This window comes from Streptomyces sp. T028, from assembly GCF_048159505.1.
Taxonomy (GTDB): Bacteria; Actinomycetota; Actinomycetes; order Streptomycetales; family Streptomycetaceae; genus Streptomyces.
In genome coordinates, this window is the sequence record NZ_JBLRVZ010000086.1 from 1 (window position 1) to 19561 (window position 19561).

A 19561-nucleotide genomic window follows, 5' to 3' on the forward strand; every position below is an offset into this window, starting at 1 on the left:
AATCCACCTCACTTCGGAAAATGCGACCTCACGTCGCACAGCAAGTTGTTGCGACTGTATTACTCCCGACGGGAGTAATACAGTCGCGTCTCCCACCCCGGGGGTGGCGGGAGAGGTCCAGCGCCAGGGGGCACTGGACCGTACGGATGCGACCGAGGGCGGCTCGCATCCGAAGGGGGAACCGACCCACCCGTGTCACAACCCCCACTGCGCGCACAGCACCCCGAACAAGCCGCCCGCGCGTAACCGCCCGCGCAAGACCAGCGCCAGCAGCCGTACGCACCTGATCGCCAGCCGATTCAACAGCGAAGAGAAACAAGCCCTCGTTGACGCCGCCGCGGCGTGCGCCATGACCCCGTCCGGCTTCCTCGCCCACGCCGCCCTCAGCGCCGCCCGTGACCTCACCCGCACCGCCGCCGAGGTAGCCGGCGAACGCGAAGTAATCGCTGAGCTGTTCAGCCTGCGCCGCCATCTCGCCCAGATCGGCAACAACCTCAACCAGGTGGCAAGGACCCTGAATTCGGGTGCGGACGCACCGCACGCCGAAGCTGTTCTCCAGGCCGTGCATCGCGCCGCGAAGCGGGTGGACGCCTTCACCCAGCACCGGCTGGACCACCAGACCCGAGCCGCATGATCCCCAGAGTCCACGCGCGCGGGAAGCGCACCATCGGCCTGCTCTACTACCTGTACGGACCGGGCACCCACGAGGAACACATCGACCCCCACCTCGTCGCCGCCTGGGACGACCTCGCCCCCGACCCCGGCCGCGACCCCAACGCCACCTACGGTGACCTGCAGCGGCTCCTCGACCAGCCCGTCGACATGCTGGCCAAAGAGGACCGGCCCACCAAGCACGTGTGGCACCTGTCCGTGCGGGCCGCGCCGGAGGACCCGATCCTCAGCGACGAGCAGTGGGGCGAGATCGCCCGGCGCATGGTCGCGGCCACCGGCATCGCCCCGGACGGCGACAGCGCGGGCTGCCGCTGGGCGGCCGTACGCCACGCCGACGACCACATCCACATCATCGCCACCATCGTCCGCGAAGACGGACGCCAAGCGCGGCTGCGCTACGACGGCAAGCGCTCGCAGGCCGAGGCCCGCAAAATCGAGGCCGACTACGGGCTGCGGCGCCTCAACGCCGGCGACGGGACCGCCGCCAAGCGGCCCACCAGCGCCGAGCGCCACAAGGCCGAACGCGAGGGCCGCGAACGGCCCGCCCGCGAGGAGCTGCGCGAGACCGTGCGACAGGCAGCGGCCGGAGCCACGAGCGAGGCCGAGTTTTTCGACCGGCTGGCCGCCGCCGGCGTGCTGATCCACAAGCGCGTCGCACCGTCCGGTGACCTGCTCGGCTACAAGGTCGCCCTCCCCGATGACCGCAACAAATACAAGGAGCCCGTGTTCTATGCGGGCTCCACGCTCGCCCCGGACCTGTCTCTGCCCCGCATCCGCCAACGCTGGTCCGGCAACGACACCTCCCGCGCGGCTGGCGAGGCGCTGTCGGACCATGACTCCGGCGCGGTCCCGAACGGTCCGGCTGCGGCGCGGCGCAGTGCGGCCACGGCGGCATGGCAGGCGCTGCTGGTCATCGACCAGGGCGACGACGCGGTGGTGGCCGCGCAGATCGCCGCCGCCGGGGAGGTCCTCGACGCGCTCGCTAAGACCTCCGCTGCTCACACCCGTGCTCAACTGCGGGAGGCTGCCTTCGCGTTCGAGCGGGCCACCCGCTCTCACATCCGGGCCGAGCGCGGGCACGACCGTGCCCTGCGCCAGGCCGCCCGCGACCTCGTCTACAGCGGCCCCGCGCTCGGCCGCGGGGAAGACGGGGCGACCACGGCGATGCTGATCGACATGGCGTTCTTCCTGGTGACCGCCGCCGCCCACTGGCACGGCAAGAAGCAGCACGCCCAGCAGGCCGCCGCCGCCCGTGAGGCCGCCGAGCATCTGCGTGCCGCCTACCAGGCCGCCGCCGGCATGCCCATCGGCGTGCTCTACCAGCGGGGTCGGCGACTGTCCCAGCCCCTGCGGCACAAGCAGATCGCCTACCTGCGCCAGGCGGTGCCCGAACTGGCCGAACAGGTCCTGGCCGAGGCCGGCTGGTACGCCCTGGCGGCCACTCTCGCCGACGCCGAGAGCGCTGGCCATGACCCGGCCGCGCTGCTGGCCGAGGCCGCCGAGCGGCGGGAGTTGGACACCGCCGGCTCGATCAGCGACGTGCTGGTGTGGCGGCTGCGCCGCATGGCCGATCTGCCAGCCGACGCATCGACAATGCCCGATCCCGGCGCCACTGCGGCAGCCCGGCCCCGCGGGCGTACTGCGCAGGCTTCCACTCGCCGGACGGACCGGCCGCGCAAGCCGAGGTGATTCTGAAATCTTAACGTTGCGGCAGGTCAGATGCTTAGGGCACTCTCCATGTGCCCGCCAGACGACACAGGGATGGAGACCGCATGTTCCGACGCCGTGCCCGCGACGAGAGGGCTTTCCGCCAGGCCCAGCGTGAGGCGCTCGCGCTGAGGCAGATACACGCCCAAGAGCCCTGGCCGTCCGACACCATCCAGACCAAGGCTCCGGCCGCGGACAACGGAGAGACAGCGGTCCCGGACTTCCCGCCGGCCGACCTGCGGGCGCCGTCGAGGCACGACGTCGAGGGCGTGATGATGCGCTGGATGCCCCCGCTCGTCATCGACGGCGAGGTCCACGCCTGCCCGCAGTGCGGCACGTACCGGGACTGGATCGTCTTCAACATGAACGACGACTCGGTGTGGCTGCGCTGCACCGCCGGCCACCAGGTGATGGAACCGCGTCTGGACGCCGCCTGGTTCAACCGCAACTGCGGTCCCGTCGACCACTGGCACCCCACCCTGGAGGACGGCCTGCGCCACCTCGGGCACTGACCCTCGCGAAACCCCTACACCCTTCGCATCTGCCGGCAACTGGAGGGCCGGCCCGGTCAGACCGTCCGCACCGCGCCACCTAGGGGTTTCCGCATGCGCCTTCCCACCACGACCGTCCTCAGCCTCAGCCTCGCCGTACTCGCGCTGGCGGGCTGCTCCAACAACACCTCCGCCTCCCCCAATCCGACGTCCTCCACCGCAGCGACGGGCACAAAGGAGCACAACAACCTGGCGGCCAAGCCAATATCCTCGGCTGCGCTGGCCAACCGGCTCCTTGACGAGAGCGACTTGGGCGAGGGCTACACCCGTAAGCCGGAGACTACGGCTCGGCACGACGACGTCACCGTGATCGGCTGCCCGGCACTGGCCAAGCTCAGCGGCCAGACAGCAGTCGGCAGCAGCCTCGAATTTCCCCGCTCGGCGAAGGTGTCCTTCACCTACGCCGGTTCCAGCGGCTCGGAGGTGTCCGAGGAGCTGTACAGCGACACCCCCGCAAAGCTGTCCACGGGCGTGACCCGGATCTTCAACGCCATGACGTCGTGCCCGGCCTACCAGGTGTCGGTGGGCAGCACGCTCATCGACATGCATACCCAGACGACCAGTGCGCCCCGGCTCGGTGACGAGCAGTGGAGCCAGCTGCTCACTTACAGCGCCGGCGGACAGCGTAGCGTCGTCAAGCAGACGGCGATCCGCACCGGCGCGATCCTGGTGGTGGTCTCCGGATCGCCCGCCCTGGTCGACGCCCACATCGCCGCAGCCGTACGAACGGCGGTCGCCCACTGACCCGAGGCACACCGTCCTGCCCCGTCCTCCCCTGCTCCAGGGGAGGACGGGGCAGTCTTCATCCGGTACTACCGTGGTCCCCGGACAACTGCACACCGTGGGAACCGCGATGCAGCCACGGCCTCGGGCCGGGCGCCATTCGGAACTGTCGTACGAAGAGAGGTCACCAGCGTGGCGGACCGGCCGACGAAGACCCGTGGGTGTTTCGCGTTCGTCACCACACCTCGCCGTGAGGTCGTGCTCCAGCTGCGGGACGACAAGGCGCATATTGCCTGGCCAGGGCACTGGTCGCTTCCCGGAGGCGGAGCGGAGGCGGGCGAGACGCCGCTCGAGACGATCCTGCGTGAATTGCTGGAGGAGACCGGCATCGTGCCGGACGCAATCGCGGAAGCTGCGGTAACCGCGTACGAGAGGGGCAAGACGCCACCTCACATCTTCGTTGCGGCCTGGGACGGCACCGAGAACGAGCTAGTCCTCGGCGAGGGGCAGGACCTGCGCCTGTTCCCACTCGACGCGCTCCCGGGCACGATGCCGCCCCATGTCCGGCACTACGTCGAACAGCTCGCTCGACGTCTGCCGCCACCAAGTCCGGACGCCTCATCCCGCGCCCCGCTCCGTCCTGGTGCCCTGTGAACCTTGGGAAGGCACGATCATCCTGACAGAACGAGAAACGGGCCCGGTTTCCTCACCTTGGCGAAGGTGAGGAAACCGGGCCCTGTGTTCTGGGGCCCATGCCGGTCGGCAGGGCACGGGCACCTGGCTGTGCCGATTGGCCTCAAAGTCGTCCGCGTGCTCGCCCCCGACTAAAAAGGCGGATGACCGTCCCCCTGGCGGGAAATGCGGTGGCCAGAACGTGCCAAGGTTCGATAGGACCAAGGTCTCGTGACAGCTTTTACATTCGAGGCCGTTTATCTGGCCAGGCATGGACAGACAGAGTGGAACCTGGCGGGAAGGAGGCAGGGACGGCTGGATTCACCCCTCACCGATCGGGGCGCCCTCCAGGTGCACCGCAACGCGCGACTGACCAGCCATGAACCGGTCGACGCGATTTTCGCGAGCCCGCTGGAGCGCGCACGGACGTCGGCGGAGGTGTTCGCGACAACACTGGGACTGGCAGTCCAACTACTCGACGAGCTCAGTGAGGTTGACCACGGCGAGTGGTCCGGGCTCACAGACGAAGAGATCGAGTCCGGCTGGCCCGGCGAGGTCGCAGCTCGGAAACGCGACAAGTATTCCTATCGCTTTCCCGGCGGGGAGAGCTACGCCGACGCGGATTCGCGGGCAGGCCGAGCCCTGGCCAACATCGCCCGTGCCGGAGTCCGAAGGCCGCTGTTGGTCTCGCACGAGATGATTGGCCGGATGCTGCTGAAGCATCTGGGTCAGCTGGACCGCGAAGCGGCGCTACGGCTCGGCCACCCCTCTGACGTCGTGTATTGCGTGGAAGCCTCCAGGCAGATCCGTCGACTGTCTCTCGACTGACCTCTGCATCCTCAGGCACCGACAACCAAGCACGGAGAACTCCGTAATCACTCGTTTCACTCACGATCGAGTTCTTCGCCGCATATAGCGACACGGAGGATGACTTTAGTTCCGCCTTCGGCCAACCACTCGACAGGGCACTCGGGATTTATCTCCCCGCTTGCTTCGAACAGGTCTTCCGGGGCGACGAATACCGTCACGGTTCGCTCATCGTTGTACCTCATCGGTCTCCCTTTCCGATACCAAGTCAAGATCATCGAAGACTCCAGCACGTTCAATGGCGTCGCCCGAACAATCGCTTGTTCCGCACAGGTCCCGCGGAAGACGCAAACCTCGTACGCCGTGGCGGGTGTTCGGGGGCCAAGGGCGACTTACCGTCGTCAGGTGCGGCGGACGACGGTAAGTCGCCCCCCTGTGCCATCCGGCAGGTTGCGTCGTGGCACGGGGACCGGGGAGGCGAGCGAGGCGGCGAAGACGGCGACCAGGTCGTGCGGGACGCTGGCACTGAAGCTGGCGCACCACAGGTACGGGGCGCCGAGGACGGGTTCGGCCCACGCCTGCCAGCCCTTCAGATCGGGGCGCGGATCGGCGTCCTGGATGAGCGGAGGCAGTTCTTCCAGCGACACGCTGGAGGCGAACCCGGGGTCCGTGGCAGTGGTCGTAGGGCGATCCACGTCCCGCATCCAGCCCTGGGCGGCGAGCGCGGCCAGGACCGCCTCCGGCTCGCCGAAACCCATGTCGGGCACATCGCGGGTGTCGAGCGCAATGAGGAGGTCGGCGAGTGCCTCGTGGGGGACGCCGGTGGTGAAGTAGGCGTTCCACTCGGTCAGGGCACTGGCGGAGTGCGGGCGAGCGGACAGCTGCCAGGCCACAGGTAGGCCACCGAGCTCGAAGGGGTAGCTGGCGAGGATCCACTCGGCGCCGCGCAGCTCGTCCGGGCTCACGTACAGCAGGGTCTGACGGGCAGTTGGCCACAGGCGCCAGCCCATACCGGTCAGCAGGTCGCCGATCTGCTCGGCGAGAGCGCCGTCGTCACCGGCCAGATGGCGCGGCGTGACCCAGTACACCGGGTCTGGCGAGTCAGGATGGGAAGGGTCGTGGGGGTGGTGCGGGTGCAGGGGCGCCTCCGAAAGGTCGTGGGTGATTCAGCTGCCGCCGTCGCGCGGCGGAGTCGCTGTGCGCCGGCGGCGTGAGGGAGCCTCGACCGGCTCGTGCCAGGTGAGCTGGACGGCAACGTTCGGCGGCAGGTGACCGATCTGTTCGGCCTCCTTGGCCTCGGCAATGAAGACCAGCGGGTTGCCGTTCTCGTCCTGCGAAGCGATCACCCCGCCGATACGGTGGGCCATGGGAAAGAGCGGGTTGATGGCGAGCCGGGCCGGCGCGTCACGGTCACAGGCGGACAGAAGGCCGATGACGTCGCCGACGGTCATCTCGGGCAGGTGCGGATCCACAGCGTTCTCCTCGCGGTAGCGGACAGGGCGTCCCGGAATCAGGCTCAGCAGGACATGCGGTGTTGTACGACCCGGTGTTGCAACTGCGGGCCGCCAGGCCATTCACAGCCGCTGGGCGGTGGCCAAGACCTGGGCCACCGCAGCGGCAACGATGTCCGCCGGCGTCTCGGTGTCGAACGACATCCGATACCCGCGGGTCTTCGCAGTGCCGGTGACTGCAATCACCCACCCCTCACCGTCAGCGCCGGGACGCCCCGTCGGGAACCAGCCGAGGTAGAACCTGCCGTCCTTGCTGTTCACATGGACATCGGCGCGGTCGTCCACGACCAGCTTGAAGTCGGCGTCGGTGAACTGATCGGTTACCAGCGTCGGCTGGCCGGGACCGAGTTTCCAGGAGTGCAGCTGCAGGGCCTCGACGGTCGTGGCGAATCCGGGCTGGGCAACCTGCACGGTCACCGGCATCACCTCTCTGACCTGGTATTTTCCGGGAAGGCGTCTACGTTGACATGCCCCCGGAGCGTTGGCCAGTCATTCCGCGATCTTTCCTGTCTGCCGCAGGCGAACTGTTGTCCGTTGTCGGTGAAGTCAGTTGCTGTGTCAGCAGCTGACCGGCGCCTGCCTACCCCAACAGCTCTGACTGGACCCGGTCCCAGCTCGGTCGCGGACTGTCGACCGGGTGCACGATGGTGAGCAGGCGGCCTTCGAGGAACACATCGAGCCGGTCGTCCGTCAGAGAGGCTAGTCGGCGGCGCTGAGCCCGGTGGTCCACCGGCACGCGCTCTCCCAGGACACCAAGCAGCACCTCATGGCGTGCTTGGCCGACAGCATCGCCGAGGATCCACCGGCCGCGGACCTCCACGCCAGAGAACGTGCCGAGAGTGTCCTCGCGGCTGAAGGACCGGTTCATCGCCGCCTCGACCACCGGCTCGGCCAGGCTGATCGCCGTCCTGACGTGAGCCCCGGCTGCGTCCGCCGAGCCCTCCGCGTCGGACTCTGGCGCGGAATCAGCTCGAACCCTGAGGGGTCCCTCCGGCTCCAGGTCCGCGCGCCGACGAGGATCAGGCCGCGGAACGCGGAATCGCCAGGGCGGTGCGGTGCCCGGCATGTCGATCCACCCGGTCCTGAGCCCGGCCGTGGCTGGGGCGTCGTCGGGCAGGAAGATGTCGACGTAGATGCCGCCCGTGCCGAGCCAGACCCAGCTCATGAAGTAGGCGTGATCATCGTGGTCGACGGACCACTGCGCGAGCTTCTCCAAGCGTGCCTTCTGCGCCTGGGTGCCTTTGCCAGCCGGGAACATTTGCTTGTGGTCGCGCCGGCGGCCCCGCGCCTCCCCAGCGAGCGGACCGGCGGCCAGGTCATACAGCAGGTCGGGCCGCACCCCCTTCTTCGCGTAGGTCCCGACAAGTTTCCCGGGCAGGACGTCGAAGCTGCTGAGGCCGATAGTCCCGGGCTTCCAGTCGAAGAGGGCCTCGCTGGCGGCGGTCATCACCCCGAGCCCGGTGCACTCGCTGACGAAGCGTCGGATGTGGCCGGAGCTGGAGTCGAGGGCGAGGCAGTCGACCCCGAGTGAACCAGCGCCCGGGCTGCCGGCGATGTAGCTGAGGAGGAGGCTGATTTCGTGGTCGCGCACACGCTGGTCGACCGTCTTGCGCAAGTCGCAGGCAAGGGCGTTGATGTTGACCACTGCGGCCAAGGAGACCGGCAGAGGGCCTTGCCCGATCTCGACAGCCTGGACGGCCTCAGCGCCAGACTTTCCCTTCTCGACCGTGAAGCGCCACACCCGGGCGCGAACCGAACTCATGCGGGAAGCCTAGGCCGCTCGCCGACAGCACGGATCGATCCGCCTCTGCGGAGCCCCTTCGACATGAGTTCTTCAACGAACTCCCGGCACGGCACACGAGAAGTCGTACACCGCGAAGTCGGTAACCGGGCGGTACCCGATCCGCTGGTAGAGGCCGTTGCTGGTGGGGTTGGCCAGGTCCGCGAACAGTAGGACCTCCGTCGCGCCTGCGGCCAGCGCGGCCCTGCTTACCTCGACCGTCGCGGCGCCCGCGTAACCGTGGCCGCGTAGGTGGGCCGGGGTGTAGACGGGGGCCACCCGGACCTGGCCGGCGACCATCGGGGTCACGCCCGCCATGGAGGCGGGGGTGCCGTCCGGGGTTTCCCAGAGCGTGACGCGTCCTTGGGCGATGCGTGTATCCGCCCATGAGCTGTTGTCCGCAGCGGGGGTTCCTCCGATGGCGGTGATGAACTCGCGGTGCCAGTGCATGAGTTGCTCACGGTCCTGCTCGCCCGCGACTCGGCTTCGGCCCTCCGGGAGTGGCTCCGGTGGTGTGAGCGTGCCGAGGCGGTACAGGCGCTCCCGCTCGTACAGCGACGGTGTCGCGCCCGTGTGCCGCGCCCAGGACTCGGCGAAGGCGGTGGCGGTGTCGTGGTCCGCGTTGACGCCGGGGAGGCGGTGGCCAAGGCGGGCCAGGTGGGCGGCGAGGGTGTCGGCCGCCTCGGGTGTGAGTGGGGTGAGGTACGGGCGGCGGGGCGGGGTGCGGAAGAAGGCCGCGTGGATCTCGCCCGCTCGCTCAAGGCTGCCGAAGATGGGGGCTTCGGCGCCGTACTCGTCCGCCCCGCGCGTACGCAGTGTCTCCGTCACCGTCAGCGGGACGGTGTGCAGGGCGGGGCGCGAGCGCAGGAAGTCTCCGGCTCGGGAGAGAAAGCTGTCGAGGTCTTCGGTGAGGTGCCAGCTATCCGAACGCATGCCTCATGATCCCTCGTGCTGTGGGCGTGGGCGCGCATTTTTCCGCTGGGGCGGGCGGCAGGGCTGGTAGATCAGACACCGCCCGGAGCACGGGGAGGTCGGGAGCTGTCCGCCGTCCCGGAGGTGGAATCGTGAGTGGCCCAGTCGAGGGTGTCCTTTGACAGGGAAGCTAGCCGACACAAAGGACAACTGTCCTGTCTCGCCGTCTTCTCAACTAACCGAGTCGTCTGTGCTTCTGTGCCAGCGAACTTAGTCGCGAAGCTGGTTTTCGGGGAGGATCTGGACGTGCTTAGTTACCTCGTCAAGCACGTCCCTGGCCAAGCCGAGAAACGCCTTTCGCTCCGCTATGAATCCCATGCCGGCCTCGTGCACGGTGTCGCCCCCGTTGCCAAGGCTGTCTGCCGCGACTGCTTCCGCGTACTCCCGAACGTCTTGGACCAGAGAAGACAACTGATCGACGAGGTTCTGGGCTGCTTCCGCGACGACCTCGGGACCTTCCAGGATCACCACGAGTCCAGCGCTCTCGGCGTCCTTGAACTTCAGCCTGATCGCGGCGATCCGCGTCTCGTCGAGCGGAACCGGAGAGCGCCTGACCCGCAGCTCGCGGAAGAAGGCTTGGTTCTCTCGGTCAGCGGTCCCTAGCGCTTGGAGAAAGGAGAGGTATGCAGCTTGTCGGCGTTCACGGCGCCATCGCTGATGCTCGACCCGCAGTTCATTCAGCTGCACCCGGTTTTGTGATCTTTCTCTGCGCTGTTCCGTACGGGCTGCAACGAAGGCAGTGAGGGCGGCCCCCATGACGGTGCCCATTACGCCCACGACTGATACGAAGATGGCGGTCATACTGACGTGTCTTCCCTGAAAAGGGCTTCAGGAGTGAGGACCGGCCTCACCTGGAAGTCGCGGCGTCCTGGCCGCCACCCAGCCCAGCTGGGCTACGACTTCCCCCGCCAGGGCCGTCGTTACCTCGGGCCAGCCGCAGCCGGCATCGCCGACCTTCTCGTCTCCGGCTCGCCGCCCTGCGGCTGCTCGATGACGAGATCGGCTCGGGCCGCACCTATGGCCTTGCCCGCGCCGAACGCGACATGGTCACCGAAGTCCTGCGCACCCACTCCTACAGCGAAGCCACCGCAAGCGCCGACGCCCCGGTCGTCCAGGCCAACATCCTCAGCTTCTAGGCGATGGCCCGCTACAGCGGCGGCGACGCCTCCTGTGCGCTGGACTATGTCGAGGAAGCCCTCAGCAGTGCCACCCGGACCGGCTCCCCCCGGATGATCGCGTTGGTCCACGCCCGCGCCTCTGGTGCCCACGCCAAGACCGGTGACCACAATGCCAGCTGGCGCCCCGAAGACCGGGCCTTCGACGTCTACGACCGCGCCGGAGACCGGGCGGAGGAACCCGCGTGCGTGTACTCGGTGAGCAGGGCCGAGCTGCACAACTGGGCGGCGAGCAACGCCTCCGATCTGGACAGCCCGCGCCGGGCGCTGACCCACTACGCAGCCATCCCCGACGTCCAGCAGGAGACGGCCTACGACAGCGCCGTTTACCCCCGCTCTCGCGCCCTGCGCCTGACCCGCCGGGCCGACGCTCATCTCGGCGTTCCGCGACGTCGACGCCGCCGACCAGGCCGTGCACACTCTGGGCGGCGTCACGTCCTCACGCAGCACCGGCATCCTCACCGATCTGCGCGGCAAACTCCGCGCCCACCGCCAGGTTCCCCTGGTCCCGGACTTCCTCGAGGGCACCATCGAAAAGGCTCCGCCGGACAGCGGCACCGGGATCAGGCTGGGGACCCGGCCACCACCAGCGCACCGTCGTCTTCCCGCCGGGTGTCGCGGAGCTTGAGGTCCGGAGACGAGTAGAGCAGCACACGGCCGTCGTAGAGGCGGTACTGGTACCGCGTGGACCGCTCCAGGTCACGGCGCTGCTGCGGGTCGCCGTCGGGCAGCACGAGTTCAACGAACCCGTTGCCGTCGACCAGGACGCCCCGCGATGTGATCTTCCCGGTGACGGTCGCCACGAAGGTGTCGGCCAGGATCTCGACCCTGTCACCGTGCATCGGGATTGGGCCGGGGAAGTCGGTCACGCCGTCACCCCCGCGAGGGGCGTTTCGGTGATCAGGGCTGCGAAGAAGCTGTCCACGGTCCGGCGCTGTCCTCGTTCTCGGGGCTGGTGGTCCTGCCCATCCTTGCGGTGCCGCGCCCGTCTGCGCCACCCCCCCCTGCCGGGTGCGGCGGCCGGCCGAAGGTGACGGCCGGAGCGGCCTGCCTACTGTGGGGCGGTGAAGACGCCTTCCGATGACGCTGCCGGGCCCGAGCGGGTTCCTGTGCCCGTGCGGGTCGTGCTGCCCGCCGATCCGCTGCTCGGAACCGAGCAGCAGGAGATCGTCGCGCGACTGTGGAAGCAGCGGCAGACGGAGACGGGCTGGGTCTTCCTCGTGGGGCTGCCGTCGTACAGAGATCTCGAGGACGGGGGTGTGGAGGCGGCGGAGTACCGGGTGTGGGTGCGCGCGCCCGATCATGTGCGGCCGGTCGACGGCGTCGACTACGACCAGGTCGCCACCGAGCGGTTGGAGCGGTCGCCGCAGTCGGTGGTCCGGGAGGTCCTAGGGGAGCGTCGGCCGTCGGGATGGGTGCTGCAGAAGGTGAGCGGCGGGCGTGGTCCTGCACAGGCGGTCCTGCACGCCCGGGACTGCACGGAGGCGCTGGCTGACGCGCCGCCGCTCGATTGGAAGCGCGCCCTGGACGTCGCGGAGAACCGGGCCACCCGGCTGTGTGTGCTGTGTGGTTGCGCCCAGGAGCTCTCCCCCCTGCTGCGCGGCTTCGACCACATCGACGGTTCCTAGAGGCGCTCCTGGCCGCTCAACGGCCCGGCGGCTGCCGGGTGTTCATGGCGGCTTCGGTCGCGTCGGCCGCCCAGGTGGGCAGCAGATCGACGGCGGCGCCGGCGTGGCCTCGCGCGATGCCCCGGGTCAGGCCGTCCCATTGCGGGCGGGGCCTGACCGGCGGGAGGCCGCTGATGTCGTCGGGCGGCTGCGGCGGCCACAGGCGGGTCAGCCACAGCCACGTCGCGAGCGGGGGCTGCCCTGCGGTGGGCACGGGCGCGTCCGGGGCGGTGTCTAGACTGTGGGCCAGGTCCTCGCCGACCACGGCCGCGGCCAGGTCCCGCACGTGCCGGGCCCCCTGCTCGCAGTGCTGCCGCAGCTCCGTCAGCGGCACGTCGTCGGGGCTGCGGCGGCTCTGGCTGGCGAGCGCCGCCAGGACGACGGCAAGGAGACCGCGGATTCCGATGTAGTCCCAGTTCTGCTCCGTGCACAGCGCGGGAGGCTGGAAGCACGCCGTGATCCGGCCGGCCCGGGCCAGGGCCGGGCTCCACCCGTCGCCGGTCGGCGTCACGCCGCGCGGTACGTCGCCGCTGTGTCGCGCGTCTGGGACACGCGCACCTCGGTCAGGCCCGGCATCCGGTCGGCCCACTGCTCGTACGCCCACACGGCGAACAGTTCGTCACTCGGGCGCTGTCCGACGATCCCGTTCAGGTGCTGTCCGCGCAGCTGCTCGTCAGCCCACCGCTTGAGCGTCTGCTCGTTCCTGCCGACGACGGCCGCGTCCTGGCCGGCGAACACGAAGCCGAGCTCGTACTGGTGCCCGTGGACACTGTGCTCGTGATGCCACCGGGGCAGCATCGGCAGGGCGTGGGTCGCCTCGAAGTACAGGGTGATCTCTTGCGTTACGGCCAACTCGGTCGCCCCCTCCGGCTCATGACGTCCCAGCAGCGTATCGCCGTGGCCGGGCTTGTGGGCTCAGCTGGCTTCGGCGACCGTGACGAGTCCGTATCCCTGATACCAGCGGCGATCGCGGACGGGCACGGGCGACATCCCCAGCGAGGGCGCGACCTCCGCCAGGGAGCGGTAGTCGCCCCTGCGGCCCGGGGCCTGCCGCAGCCGGTAGTCCTGCAGCGCGCTGTAGGCGCCGTCGGCGAGGTGCGGGGCATGCCCTGCGTGCCACAGCAGGCTGGTGAACGCGCGGTACACCGAGCGGCGCACCCGGGCCCACTGCTCCGGGTCGCTGCCGATCACGCGCATCAGGGCGTGCCAGCGGTCGGCGTACGGACCGGAGGGTGCCGGCCACCCGGCGCCGCCGGGCATGAGCCTGGCCCCGGCCTCGTCTTCGTCCTCGCTCCAGTTGCGCAGCTCGCAAGCGAGCCGGTCCAGGTCCAGGTCACCGATCGCGGCACCGGTCCATCCCATCGCGATCCGCAGGGACTCCGCCACCGCGGCCACCAGATGGCCGCGGGCCTCCTGATCGTCCCTGAGCAGATAGCCCCAGCGAGGCTGCACCGCAGGATCCTGGTCCTGGTGCCAGCGAACGACGGCTTCCGCCCACGGCCACGCGTCGGTATAGGGGTCGCTGCCGTCGTGGGCGGCCCGGTACGCGTCGGCGAAGTCGGGCAGGACGGCATCAGGGTCAAAGGCCATGGCCGCAGTCTGCCCCACCACCGGCAGCGTCATCCGGGAAACCGCTACCGCAGATGTGTTCCCGCCCGGGTCAGGCCGCCTCGGGTACGGCCGTCAGGCCGTCGATGCCCTGGTAGGCGAGCGGATCGCTGACCGCGACCGGCATCGTGATGCCGATAATGGGCGCGGTATCGGCGAGTGCCATGTAACTGGAGTCGTAGGTGTTCTGGCGGTACCTGAGAGCGGCGCCCCGGTCCATGGCCTTCGACGTGTGGAACAGCAGCCCGAGCAGCACATGGCCCGCCCCCGAGGCCAGCCGACGGGCACGCCCGGGATCGCCGGACAGGAACGCCGCCCGCCACTGGTCGGCGTACGGCCCGGTGGGCTCGGGCCATCCGGGCGTTCCCGGCTCAGGACAACTCGCGTTCGTCGCCCAGGGCTCCGCCCAGTAGCCCAGCTCACTGCGGGCGGTCTCCAGGGCCAGGTCTGCAGGCAGCCGGTTGTGGCGGACCATGCTCAGGCGCAGGGTCTCGGAGATGGCGGCCGGAACGTGCTCGATGTCGCCGTCCTTCAGGCAGGCGTTGCGCAGGCTCCACCCGAGGCGCTGCTCGTTCGCCCGGGACCAGGCCAGGGCGGCTTCGGCCCACGGCCAGCAGTCGGTGTAGGGATGGCGGCCGGTCCGGTCGACATACCGCTCGGCATGGGCGGACACCCTCATGTTCATCCTGCTGCTGCTCACTACGTCACGCCCCCTGCTTCAACGGCCATGGTCGTGGGTTCCTCGCTGGAGTTTCTCACCAACCCCGGTGAGCGGGCAGGGTGTTCGGCGGCGCTGGACCCTCGCCTGGCCCGCGATCACGCAGCCGGGCGTGTCCTCTGGCTCAGGCCGCCGCCTTCACAGTGTCGGCCTGAGCTACGGGGACGACGGCGATCGGCCCACAGGCGATGTGCCGGCGGTCGTGGCGGTGGGCGACCAGCGACAGGTGGGTGGCCCGCAGCACGACGGCACCGCCGGGGTGGTCGGAGAGCCACGCCTTCATCATCCGGCGGTCGGCCTGGTCGGGGCCGCCGGTTGAGTGCAGTCGGGTATCGGTGATCACCGAATTGCTCGAACCCAGGCGGCAACACGCTGCCCCTTTCCTCCAACGAGCGGTGTGGCGAAAGCCGCCGCGGCCCGCGCCTCACCCCAGCGGATGTCCTGCATCTGCTCGCTGGTAGTACGCCGGTGGGCGAAGGTCGTCGACGACCCCATCACCGCCGTCCAGGACGCCGACCTGCTGCTGCACTTCACCGAGTGGCCGCAGTTCTTTCACATCGACCCGCACCTCCTCGCCGCTCGCGCCAACACCCCGCGCGTCATCGACGAACGCGGCACCCTGAACACGGACACCTGGCACGATGCCGGATGGATCGTCCGCGCCCGAGGCCGCCCTAGATGATCGATTCCAAAGGATGCCTGCGGAGGGTGGGGTGGGCGGCGGCCGAAGCCACTGCGAGACGGTCAGGCGGCGGACTGCCGGCCCTGGTTGTCGAGGTGGCGGCGGGCGGTCAGGCGTCAGGGTCGACTTCGGGGTGCGTGAACCGCACGGGCTTGCCCAGCGACCGGGCGTAGGCGATTTCGGCTCGGGTGCTGTCTCCGATGTAGTCGCCGACTACGAGCACCTCATCAGCGAGCCGGATCTTTGCCCGGTGCAGATCGTCGAGTCGAGCCTTCAGCGCCTCGGCCTCGACAGGATCGGACCAAAGTTCGTACGGCGACTTCATGTCACAGCCCGGTTTGACGACAATCTTTCCGGCTTTGGTCTCCCGCAGATCGGCCTCGTTCATCTCGGTCATGAAGCGGGTGGAGCCGCAGATCACGACGATACGCGGGAGGCTCAACAGTTTCTTCGCGTCGGCGAGCTTCTCCTCGGGGGTGAGCAGTTGCGGGTATGACACTGGTTCCTCCTGGCGGTGTGGTCCAAAGGGTGCCTGCGGAGACGAGAACGAGGGTGCCCAAGATCGTTTTGTGACGAACGACGTGGACACCCTCGCGACAGCACACTATGCGACGACCGACGACATGCTGAATGAGCATCCCGACCTGGCGCCGTGGCGCCCGCCGGTCGGCATTACGCCCCGCCTGAGCGATGCCGATCGCCCGGCCCGCGGCGCCTCCGCAATCGGCGCACGCGGCCGGGCCACTCCAGAGTCGCCAACAGCACCCTGGCGATCATGGAAGCGATGGCACACTGATGGGCCCAACTTGCCCATCGCGCCCGGGAGATCACCTGATGAACGCCACCCCCGCCGCCGACGTCCGGGGAGCGGAAGAAGCCGAGGTACGTACCGGCGGCTGCCTGTGCGGCCGCATCCGCTTCACCACCCGGGGTCCGGCCGTCTTCCCCCACACCTGTGTCTGCCGCCACTGCCAAAAGCTCGGCGGCGCACCAGTGATGTGGTGGGTGGGATTCGAGACCGTCACCTGGACCGGCGAGGGCGGCGAGCCGACCTGGTACGAGACCTTCGAAGGCGAGGCGAAACGCGGCTTCTGCCCGACCTGCGGCAGCCGCCTCGCGGCGATCGACAGCGACATCTCAGAGACTGGCATTAACGTCACCGCCCTCGACGACACTAGCGGCCCAGACCTTGTGCCGATCCACGCGTCCTTCCGCCACAACGCCGTGCCTTGGCTGCCGTCGGTGCCGGAGACCGAGCACAGCACGGCCGGTTGATCGCCCGACCACTGGTCGGCAACGTCACCTGGTCCCTCGGTGGTCCCGGCCGACATCCCGTTCTCGCCCGCGAGCAGAGCGCGAACTCCCGGACCGGGGCCCGCCGCGGTCAAGGGAGCCGCTCTGCATCGGGAACGTGCGCGACCACGAGAACCTACACAGGGTCATCAATTTCATCGTGTGATTCACCTCACCGCCAGAGCCGTACCGAGCCCCCATGATGGTCTGCATCGCGTCGTCCGCTCACGCCTTCGCCATCATTCGAACGCCAGCCCAAGCCATCCTGCGGCAGTGCCCATTTCGGCGTGCCGTGATTGGTCCAGGTGGCCCCTCATCTCTATGTTGGACCACAACATATTGTGGTCATCAGAGATTTGATGTCCACAGATTGTGCGCATGGGTGAACTCTGCCCGATTTCGCGACGACGGACGAGGACGGTCATGACCGAGTGGATCGAGGACAGCGCGACCCGAGCAACCGGCACGGAGCACGCCGCCCGGGCTGCCCTGCCGCGTCCTCCGAGGCGCATGAAGTCGACAACTCGGTCGTTCACCGTCGGCGAGGGCAAGGGTTACCTCACCGTCGCCGGCACCCCCGAAGGAAAGGTAGCCGAAGTGATGGTCCGCATGGCCAAACAGGGCTCCACACTCGCGGGCATGATGGACGCCTTCTCCTCAACCGTCACCCGCGGCCTCCAGCACGGGGTCCCGCTCGAAGTCCTCGTCGCCGACTACGTCGGGACCCGCTTCGAACCGTCCGGCCTCACCAACGACCCGGAGATCAAGCAGGCCAGCTCCGTCATGGACTACGTCGGCCGCCGACTGGCCCTCGACCACCTGCCCTACGACGTCCGAGGCGGCCTCGGTGTCCTTACCGCCGAAGAGCGTGCCGCGAAGGCAACCATCGACGGAGTCGGCGACGCCGTATGGACCGATCTCGTGGGCTTGTCCATGTCCGCACCCGTGGTGGCGCGACCGCGCCGCAGCTGAGCTTCGGCCATGGCAATGACACCCATCACTCGGCCACGGTGGGTGTCAGGCCACCCCCTGGACCGTGGTCGGCGACGGGAAACGATCAGTCTGAACTCGGGAATCGAAGGCGCCGTCGACCAGAACATCGCTGGTTGAGCTCTTTCGTCGGTGCCCCACGCAAAGACCCCCGGAATCGCAAGGACTTCGGGGGTTGCGCGGTTGCTGGCTTGCGCCTCAGCCCTGGGAAGGGCCGTCGCTGTCGTCATCGGCTCGGCGGCGGCGTGCCGCGAAGACGGCGCCTCCGCCGACGGCGAGGAGGACGCCGGCGCCGCCGAGGAGCCATGGGGTGGCGTCAGCACCGGTGTGGGCGAGGGTGCCCTTGGGGGCGGGGGCCGCGGTGCTCGGGACGGTCTTGGCGACTGCCGCGGTGTTGGAAGGCGTCGTGGACGTGCTGTCGCCCTGGTCCGGGGTCGGCTTGTCCGATGTGGACTCGTCGGTGGTTGGCCTGTCGGACGGCTTCTCGGAGGGGCGGGGCGCCGGTGTCGTGGTGGTGGTCTTGGCGTTGGTGACGGTCACGGTGATCGGGCTGCCGGGCTTCGCGGTGAAGCTCTTCGAGGGCTTGTAGAGGTCGTATCCGGCGGGTGCCTTGGTCTGCTTGGCCCAGAAGGTCGTGCCGGTACCGCTGTTGACGGGCAGCTTCGCGGAGGCGGTGCCGTCTGCGCCGGTGGTGAGAGTGAGAAGGGTGGTGTCGCCGGTGCCGATGTTGACGGTGGATCCGGGCAGTAGCTTGCCGCTCTTGCTGTCCCTGGCCTTCAGGGTGACCGTGGCGGGCTTGAAGGGGTCGATGATCGTCAGCGGAGTGTTGGCGCCGGGGGTGACGATGACGTCCTGGTCGTCGACGACGTCATGCAGTGGGCTACCGCTGGAGATCTCCTTGAGCCGGTAGACCCCCGGCGGGAGGTTCTCGAAGGCCAGTTGGCCGTCGGCGTTTGTCTCGCCGCTGGCGGCCTGCTGGCCTTGGGAGTCGAGCAGGGTGAACGAAGCGCCGGCGAGGACGTCTCCTCCGGGATCCTTCTTCTGGATGGTGACCCCGCCGGTGTCAGCCGCGCTCAGCGGGACAGCGGAGGTGGAGGGGGTCGGCTCGGAGGTCTGTGCTACGGCGGCCGGGGCCAGAGACACGGTGCTGGCCACGGCGGCGATGGTGACGGCTGTGGCGGGCAGGCGGCGGGCAGAGCGGGTGTGCAAGAAGGGGGGTCTCCTGAGTGGGACGCGGGCGGGACTGCCCGTCGATTGAAGGGTGAAGCCGGTCAGCGGGTACGGCGCGGTGGCTGGACCGGCGGGGCAGCCGGTACATGACGTGTGCGTGACGGGCGATGTGAGAGCACTGTGGCCGCGTAGCGGCGGGCCGCTGCTCGTACGAGATGCTGCTGGTGCTCGATGGGCCATGTCTCGATGCGGGCCAGGCTCAGGGCGATGGAGGGGCCGAAGAACGGGCCGACAGGCATGTCGGCAGCTTGGAGGATCTGGGCGGCTGCCTCGGCTTCGACGAGGATGCCGTACTGGTCGGGGATGTTGAGCAGGTCGGCGGCGTGGTAGCGGAAGCCGTCGATGGCCTCGGTCAGGGTGAAGTCGTCGTTCATGACGTCCTCGACCAGGTCGAGCAGGGTCAGCGTGGCCGAATGCAGCCGGGCGGAAAATTCCGGGTCCGCGAGCCAGGGGCCCTGAGGTCCCGGCGGCGTGCGGGAGTCGGGTTCGGCGGTGGGAGCGGCCTCGGCTTGCGGTCGGCGCCGGAAGGCAAGCCAGCGGGGCGGGGGCATAGGTTGTTCCGTGTTCGGGGAGCGGGTCAGCGTGTTCGGGTTGCTGTGGGGCTGGCCTGGGGTGTGGGGATGTTGCGCGCCGTACGGGCTGTCGGCCGGGATCGCGCGGTGGTCTTCCAGGATCCGGGGAACCAGACCTGCGTGTACTGCTCGATCGCGGCCCGCAGTCCGCCGACGTCCGCGCCGCTCCACGGCGGCTGGCGGTTGTGGTGGCGCAGGTCGAGGATGCGGGCGTAGCCGCTGTAGCCGGGT

The 19561-nt window shown here is 69.0% G+C and carries 26 protein-coding genes and 1 pseudogene; 10 read left to right on the forward strand and 17 right to left on the reverse strand.

The features are described from left to right. Positions 1 to 103: 103 nt before the first annotated feature. The 6 genes from ACLZN2_RS49250 to ACLZN2_RS49275 all read left to right on the forward strand — a co-directional run bounded on the left by ACLZN2_RS49250 (position 104) and on the right by ACLZN2_RS49275 (position 5153). Positions 104 to 634, forward strand: a complete 531-nt coding sequence (locus ACLZN2_RS49250) for a plasmid mobilization protein (RefSeq protein ID WP_416986626.1) — start codon at positions 104 to 106, stop codon at positions 632 to 634. Further along, positions 631 to 2361, forward strand: a complete 1731-nt coding sequence (locus ACLZN2_RS49255; protein ID WP_416986628.1) for a relaxase/mobilization nuclease domain-containing protein — start codon at positions 631 to 633, stop codon at positions 2359 to 2361. The genes ACLZN2_RS49250 and ACLZN2_RS49255 overlap by 4 nt, the downstream gene beginning before the upstream one ends. A gap of 83 nt (positions 2362 to 2444) precedes the next feature. Then, entirely contained in the window at positions 2445 to 2891 is a 447-nt protein-coding gene (locus ACLZN2_RS49260; protein ID WP_416986629.1) for a hypothetical protein, read from the forward strand. A 93-nt stretch (positions 2892 to 2984) separates the two neighbouring features. Continuing rightward, the gene (locus tag ACLZN2_RS49265; protein WP_416986631.1) at positions 2985 to 3674 is read left to right on the forward strand and encodes a hypothetical protein; all 690 of its coding nucleotides are present in this window, start codon (positions 2985 to 2987) and stop codon (positions 3672 to 3674) included. A gap of 171 nt (positions 3675 to 3845) precedes the next feature. Further along, positions 3846 to 4307 carry an NUDIX domain-containing protein gene (locus ACLZN2_RS49270; protein WP_416986633.1) on the forward strand — a complete coding sequence of 154 codons (462 nt, stop codon included), beginning with the start codon at positions 3846 to 3848 and terminating at the stop codon, positions 4305 to 4307. 249 nt (positions 4308 to 4556) lie between these two features. Continuing rightward, on the forward strand, positions 4557 to 5153 hold the full coding sequence (locus ACLZN2_RS49275; RefSeq protein ID WP_416986635.1) for a histidine phosphatase family protein: 597 nt from the start codon (positions 4557 to 4559) through the stop codon (positions 5151 to 5153). Between the two features lie 56 nt (positions 5154 to 5209). Here the strand turns inward: ACLZN2_RS49275 and ACLZN2_RS49280 are convergent, their stop codons facing one another. From ACLZN2_RS49280 to ACLZN2_RS49315, 8 genes are all read right to left on the reverse strand, one after another. Further along, positions 5210 to 5377 (reverse strand): hypothetical protein, encoded by a 168-nt coding sequence (locus ACLZN2_RS49280; RefSeq protein ID WP_416986636.1) that lies wholly within the window; start codon positions 5375 to 5377, stop codon positions 5210 to 5212. A gap of 156 nt (positions 5378 to 5533) precedes the next feature. After that, entirely contained in the window at positions 5534 to 6220 is a 687-nt protein-coding gene (locus ACLZN2_RS49285) for a DUF317 domain-containing protein (RefSeq protein WP_416986637.1), read from the reverse strand. A gap of 78 nt (positions 6221 to 6298) precedes the next feature. Continuing rightward, positions 6299 to 6604 (reverse strand): hypothetical protein, encoded by a 306-nt coding sequence (locus tag ACLZN2_RS49290; protein ID WP_416986639.1) that lies wholly within the window; start codon positions 6602 to 6604, stop codon positions 6299 to 6301. 102 nt (positions 6605 to 6706) lie between these two features. Then, positions 6707 to 7060, reverse strand: a complete 354-nt coding sequence (locus tag ACLZN2_RS49295) for a DUF317 domain-containing protein (protein WP_416986640.1) — start codon at positions 7058 to 7060, stop codon at positions 6707 to 6709. Positions 7061 to 7223: 163 nt separating this feature from the next. Next, on the reverse strand, positions 7224 to 8405 hold the full coding sequence (locus ACLZN2_RS49300) for a hypothetical protein (RefSeq protein ID WP_416986642.1): 1182 nt from the start codon (positions 8403 to 8405) through the stop codon (positions 7224 to 7226). 72 nt (positions 8406 to 8477) lie between these two features. After that, positions 8478 to 9356 (reverse strand): GNAT family N-acetyltransferase, encoded by an 879-nt coding sequence (locus ACLZN2_RS49305; RefSeq protein ID WP_416986643.1) that lies wholly within the window; start codon positions 9354 to 9356, stop codon positions 8478 to 8480. A gap of 249 nt (positions 9357 to 9605) precedes the next feature. Next, the gene (locus ACLZN2_RS49310) at positions 9606 to 10196 is read right to left on the reverse strand and encodes a hypothetical protein (protein ID WP_416986645.1); all 591 of its coding nucleotides are present in this window, start codon (positions 10194 to 10196) and stop codon (positions 9606 to 9608) included. A gap of 937 nt (positions 10197 to 11133) precedes the next feature. Beyond that, complete coding sequence (locus ACLZN2_RS49315; RefSeq protein WP_416986647.1) at positions 11134 to 11439, reverse strand: hypothetical protein; 306 nt, start codon at positions 11437 to 11439, stop codon at positions 11134 to 11136. A gap of 195 nt (positions 11440 to 11634) precedes the next feature. Here ACLZN2_RS49315 and ACLZN2_RS49320 point away from each other — a divergent pair, with 195 nt between their 5' ends. Next, entirely contained in the window at positions 11635 to 12198 is a 564-nt protein-coding gene (locus tag ACLZN2_RS49320) for a DUF6233 domain-containing protein (protein ID WP_416986648.1), read from the forward strand. A 16-nt stretch (positions 12199 to 12214) separates the two neighbouring features. Here the strand turns inward: ACLZN2_RS49320 and ACLZN2_RS49325 are convergent, their stop codons facing one another. The 5 genes from ACLZN2_RS49325 to ACLZN2_RS49345 all read right to left on the reverse strand — a co-directional run bounded on the left by ACLZN2_RS49325 (position 12215) and on the right by ACLZN2_RS49345 (position 14906). Next, positions 12215 to 12748 (reverse strand): hypothetical protein, encoded by a 534-nt coding sequence (locus tag ACLZN2_RS49325; protein WP_416986650.1) that lies wholly within the window; start codon positions 12746 to 12748, stop codon positions 12215 to 12217. Next, positions 12745 to 13089, reverse strand: a complete 345-nt coding sequence (locus ACLZN2_RS49330; protein ID WP_416986652.1) for a 6-pyruvoyl trahydropterin synthase family protein — start codon at positions 13087 to 13089, stop codon at positions 12745 to 12747. The genes ACLZN2_RS49325 and ACLZN2_RS49330 overlap by 4 nt, the downstream gene beginning before the upstream one ends. Before the next feature lie 63 nt (positions 13090 to 13152). After that, positions 13153 to 13827 carry a hypothetical protein gene (locus ACLZN2_RS49335; RefSeq protein ID WP_416986654.1) on the reverse strand — a complete coding sequence of 225 codons (675 nt, stop codon included), beginning with the start codon at positions 13825 to 13827 and terminating at the stop codon, positions 13153 to 13155. Positions 13828 to 13897: 70 nt separating this feature from the next. Further along, positions 13898 to 14545, reverse strand: a complete 648-nt coding sequence (locus ACLZN2_RS49340; protein ID WP_416986656.1) for a hypothetical protein — start codon at positions 14543 to 14545, stop codon at positions 13898 to 13900. 142 nt (positions 14546 to 14687) lie between these two features. Next, the gene (locus ACLZN2_RS49345) at positions 14688 to 14906 is read right to left on the reverse strand and encodes a hypothetical protein (RefSeq protein ID WP_416986657.1); all 219 of its coding nucleotides are present in this window, start codon (positions 14904 to 14906) and stop codon (positions 14688 to 14690) included. A 54-nt stretch (positions 14907 to 14960) separates the two neighbouring features. Between ACLZN2_RS49345 and ACLZN2_RS49350 the strand changes: the two genes are divergently transcribed. Next, a complete protein-coding gene (locus tag ACLZN2_RS49350) occupies positions 14961 to 15245 on the forward strand; it encodes a hypothetical protein (protein ID WP_416986658.1) in 285 nt (94 codons plus the stop codon). Positions 15246 to 15354: 109 nt separating this feature from the next. On the opposite strand, the gene ACLZN2_RS49355 is transcribed toward ACLZN2_RS49350, so the two are convergent. Next, positions 15355 to 15744, reverse strand: coding sequence for a hypothetical protein (locus tag ACLZN2_RS49355; RefSeq protein ID WP_416986659.1), 390 nt, complete (start codon positions 15742 to 15744; stop codon positions 15355 to 15357). Between the two features lie 335 nt (positions 15745 to 16079). On the opposite strand from ACLZN2_RS49355, the gene ACLZN2_RS49360 reads away from it, so the two are divergent. Together ACLZN2_RS49360 and ACLZN2_RS49365 are read left to right on the forward strand one after the other, a co-directional pair. Beyond that, positions 16080 to 16520 (forward strand): GFA family protein, encoded by a 441-nt coding sequence (locus ACLZN2_RS49360; RefSeq protein WP_416986660.1) that lies wholly within the window; start codon positions 16080 to 16082, stop codon positions 16518 to 16520. A 441-nt stretch (positions 16521 to 16961) separates the two neighbouring features. Continuing rightward, the gene (locus ACLZN2_RS49365; RefSeq protein ID WP_416986662.1) at positions 16962 to 17510 is read left to right on the forward strand and encodes a ribonucleoside-diphosphate reductase; all 549 of its coding nucleotides are present in this window, start codon (positions 16962 to 16964) and stop codon (positions 17508 to 17510) included. A gap of 216 nt (positions 17511 to 17726) precedes the next feature. Here ACLZN2_RS49365 and ACLZN2_RS49370 read toward each other — a convergent pair whose 3' ends face one another. The 3 genes and pseudogenes from ACLZN2_RS49370 to ACLZN2_RS49380 all read right to left on the reverse strand — a co-directional run. Further along, positions 17727 to 18737 carry a SpaA isopeptide-forming pilin-related protein gene (locus ACLZN2_RS49370; RefSeq protein WP_416986664.1) on the reverse strand — a complete coding sequence of 337 codons (1011 nt, stop codon included), beginning with the start codon at positions 18735 to 18737 and terminating at the stop codon, positions 17727 to 17729. A gap of 62 nt (positions 18738 to 18799) precedes the next feature. Then, on the reverse strand, positions 18800 to 19309 hold the full coding sequence (locus ACLZN2_RS49375) for a hypothetical protein (RefSeq protein WP_416986665.1): 510 nt from the start codon (positions 19307 to 19309) through the stop codon (positions 18800 to 18802). A gap of 26 nt (positions 19310 to 19335) precedes the next feature. Then, positions 19336 to 19561 (reverse strand): annotated as a pseudogene (locus ACLZN2_RS49380) (hypothetical protein); the annotation flags it as partial.

Coding starts and splice junctions, on each gene's coding strand:
- ACLZN2_RS49300 (WP_416986642.1), bottom strand. CDS start 8,405: ATGAGTTCGGTTCGCGCCCGGGTGTGGCGCTTCACGGTCGAGAAGGGA.
- ACLZN2_RS49360 (WP_416986660.1), top strand. CDS start 16,080: ATGAACGCCACCCCCGCCGCCGACGTCCGGGGAGCGGAAGAAGCCGAG.
- ACLZN2_RS49280 (WP_416986636.1), bottom strand. CDS start 5,377: ATGAGGTACAACGATGAGCGAACCGTGACGGTATTCGTCGCCCCGGAA.
- ACLZN2_RS49335 (WP_416986654.1), bottom strand. CDS start 13,827: ATGGCCTTTGACCCTGATGCCGTCCTGCCCGACTTCGCCGACGCGTAC.
- ACLZN2_RS49265 (WP_416986631.1), top strand. CDS start 2,985: ATGCGCCTTCCCACCACGACCGTCCTCAGCCTCAGCCTCGCCGTACTC.
- ACLZN2_RS49365 (WP_416986662.1), top strand. CDS start 16,962: ATGACCGAGTGGATCGAGGACAGCGCGACCCGAGCAACCGGCACGGAG.
- ACLZN2_RS49305 (WP_416986643.1), bottom strand. CDS start 9,356: ATGCGTTCGGATAGCTGGCACCTCACCGAAGACCTCGACAGCTTTCTC.
- ACLZN2_RS49255 (WP_416986628.1), top strand. CDS start 631: ATGATCCCCAGAGTCCACGCGCGCGGGAAGCGCACCATCGGCCTGCTC.
- ACLZN2_RS49260 (WP_416986629.1), top strand. CDS start 2,445: ATGTTCCGACGCCGTGCCCGCGACGAGAGGGCTTTCCGCCAGGCCCAG.
- ACLZN2_RS49375 (WP_416986665.1), bottom strand. CDS start 19,309: ATGCCCCCGCCCCGCTGGCTTGCCTTCCGGCGCCGACCGCAAGCCGAG.
- ACLZN2_RS49310 (WP_416986645.1), bottom strand. CDS start 10,196: ATGACCGCCATCTTCGTATCAGTCGTGGGCGTAATGGGCACCGTCATG.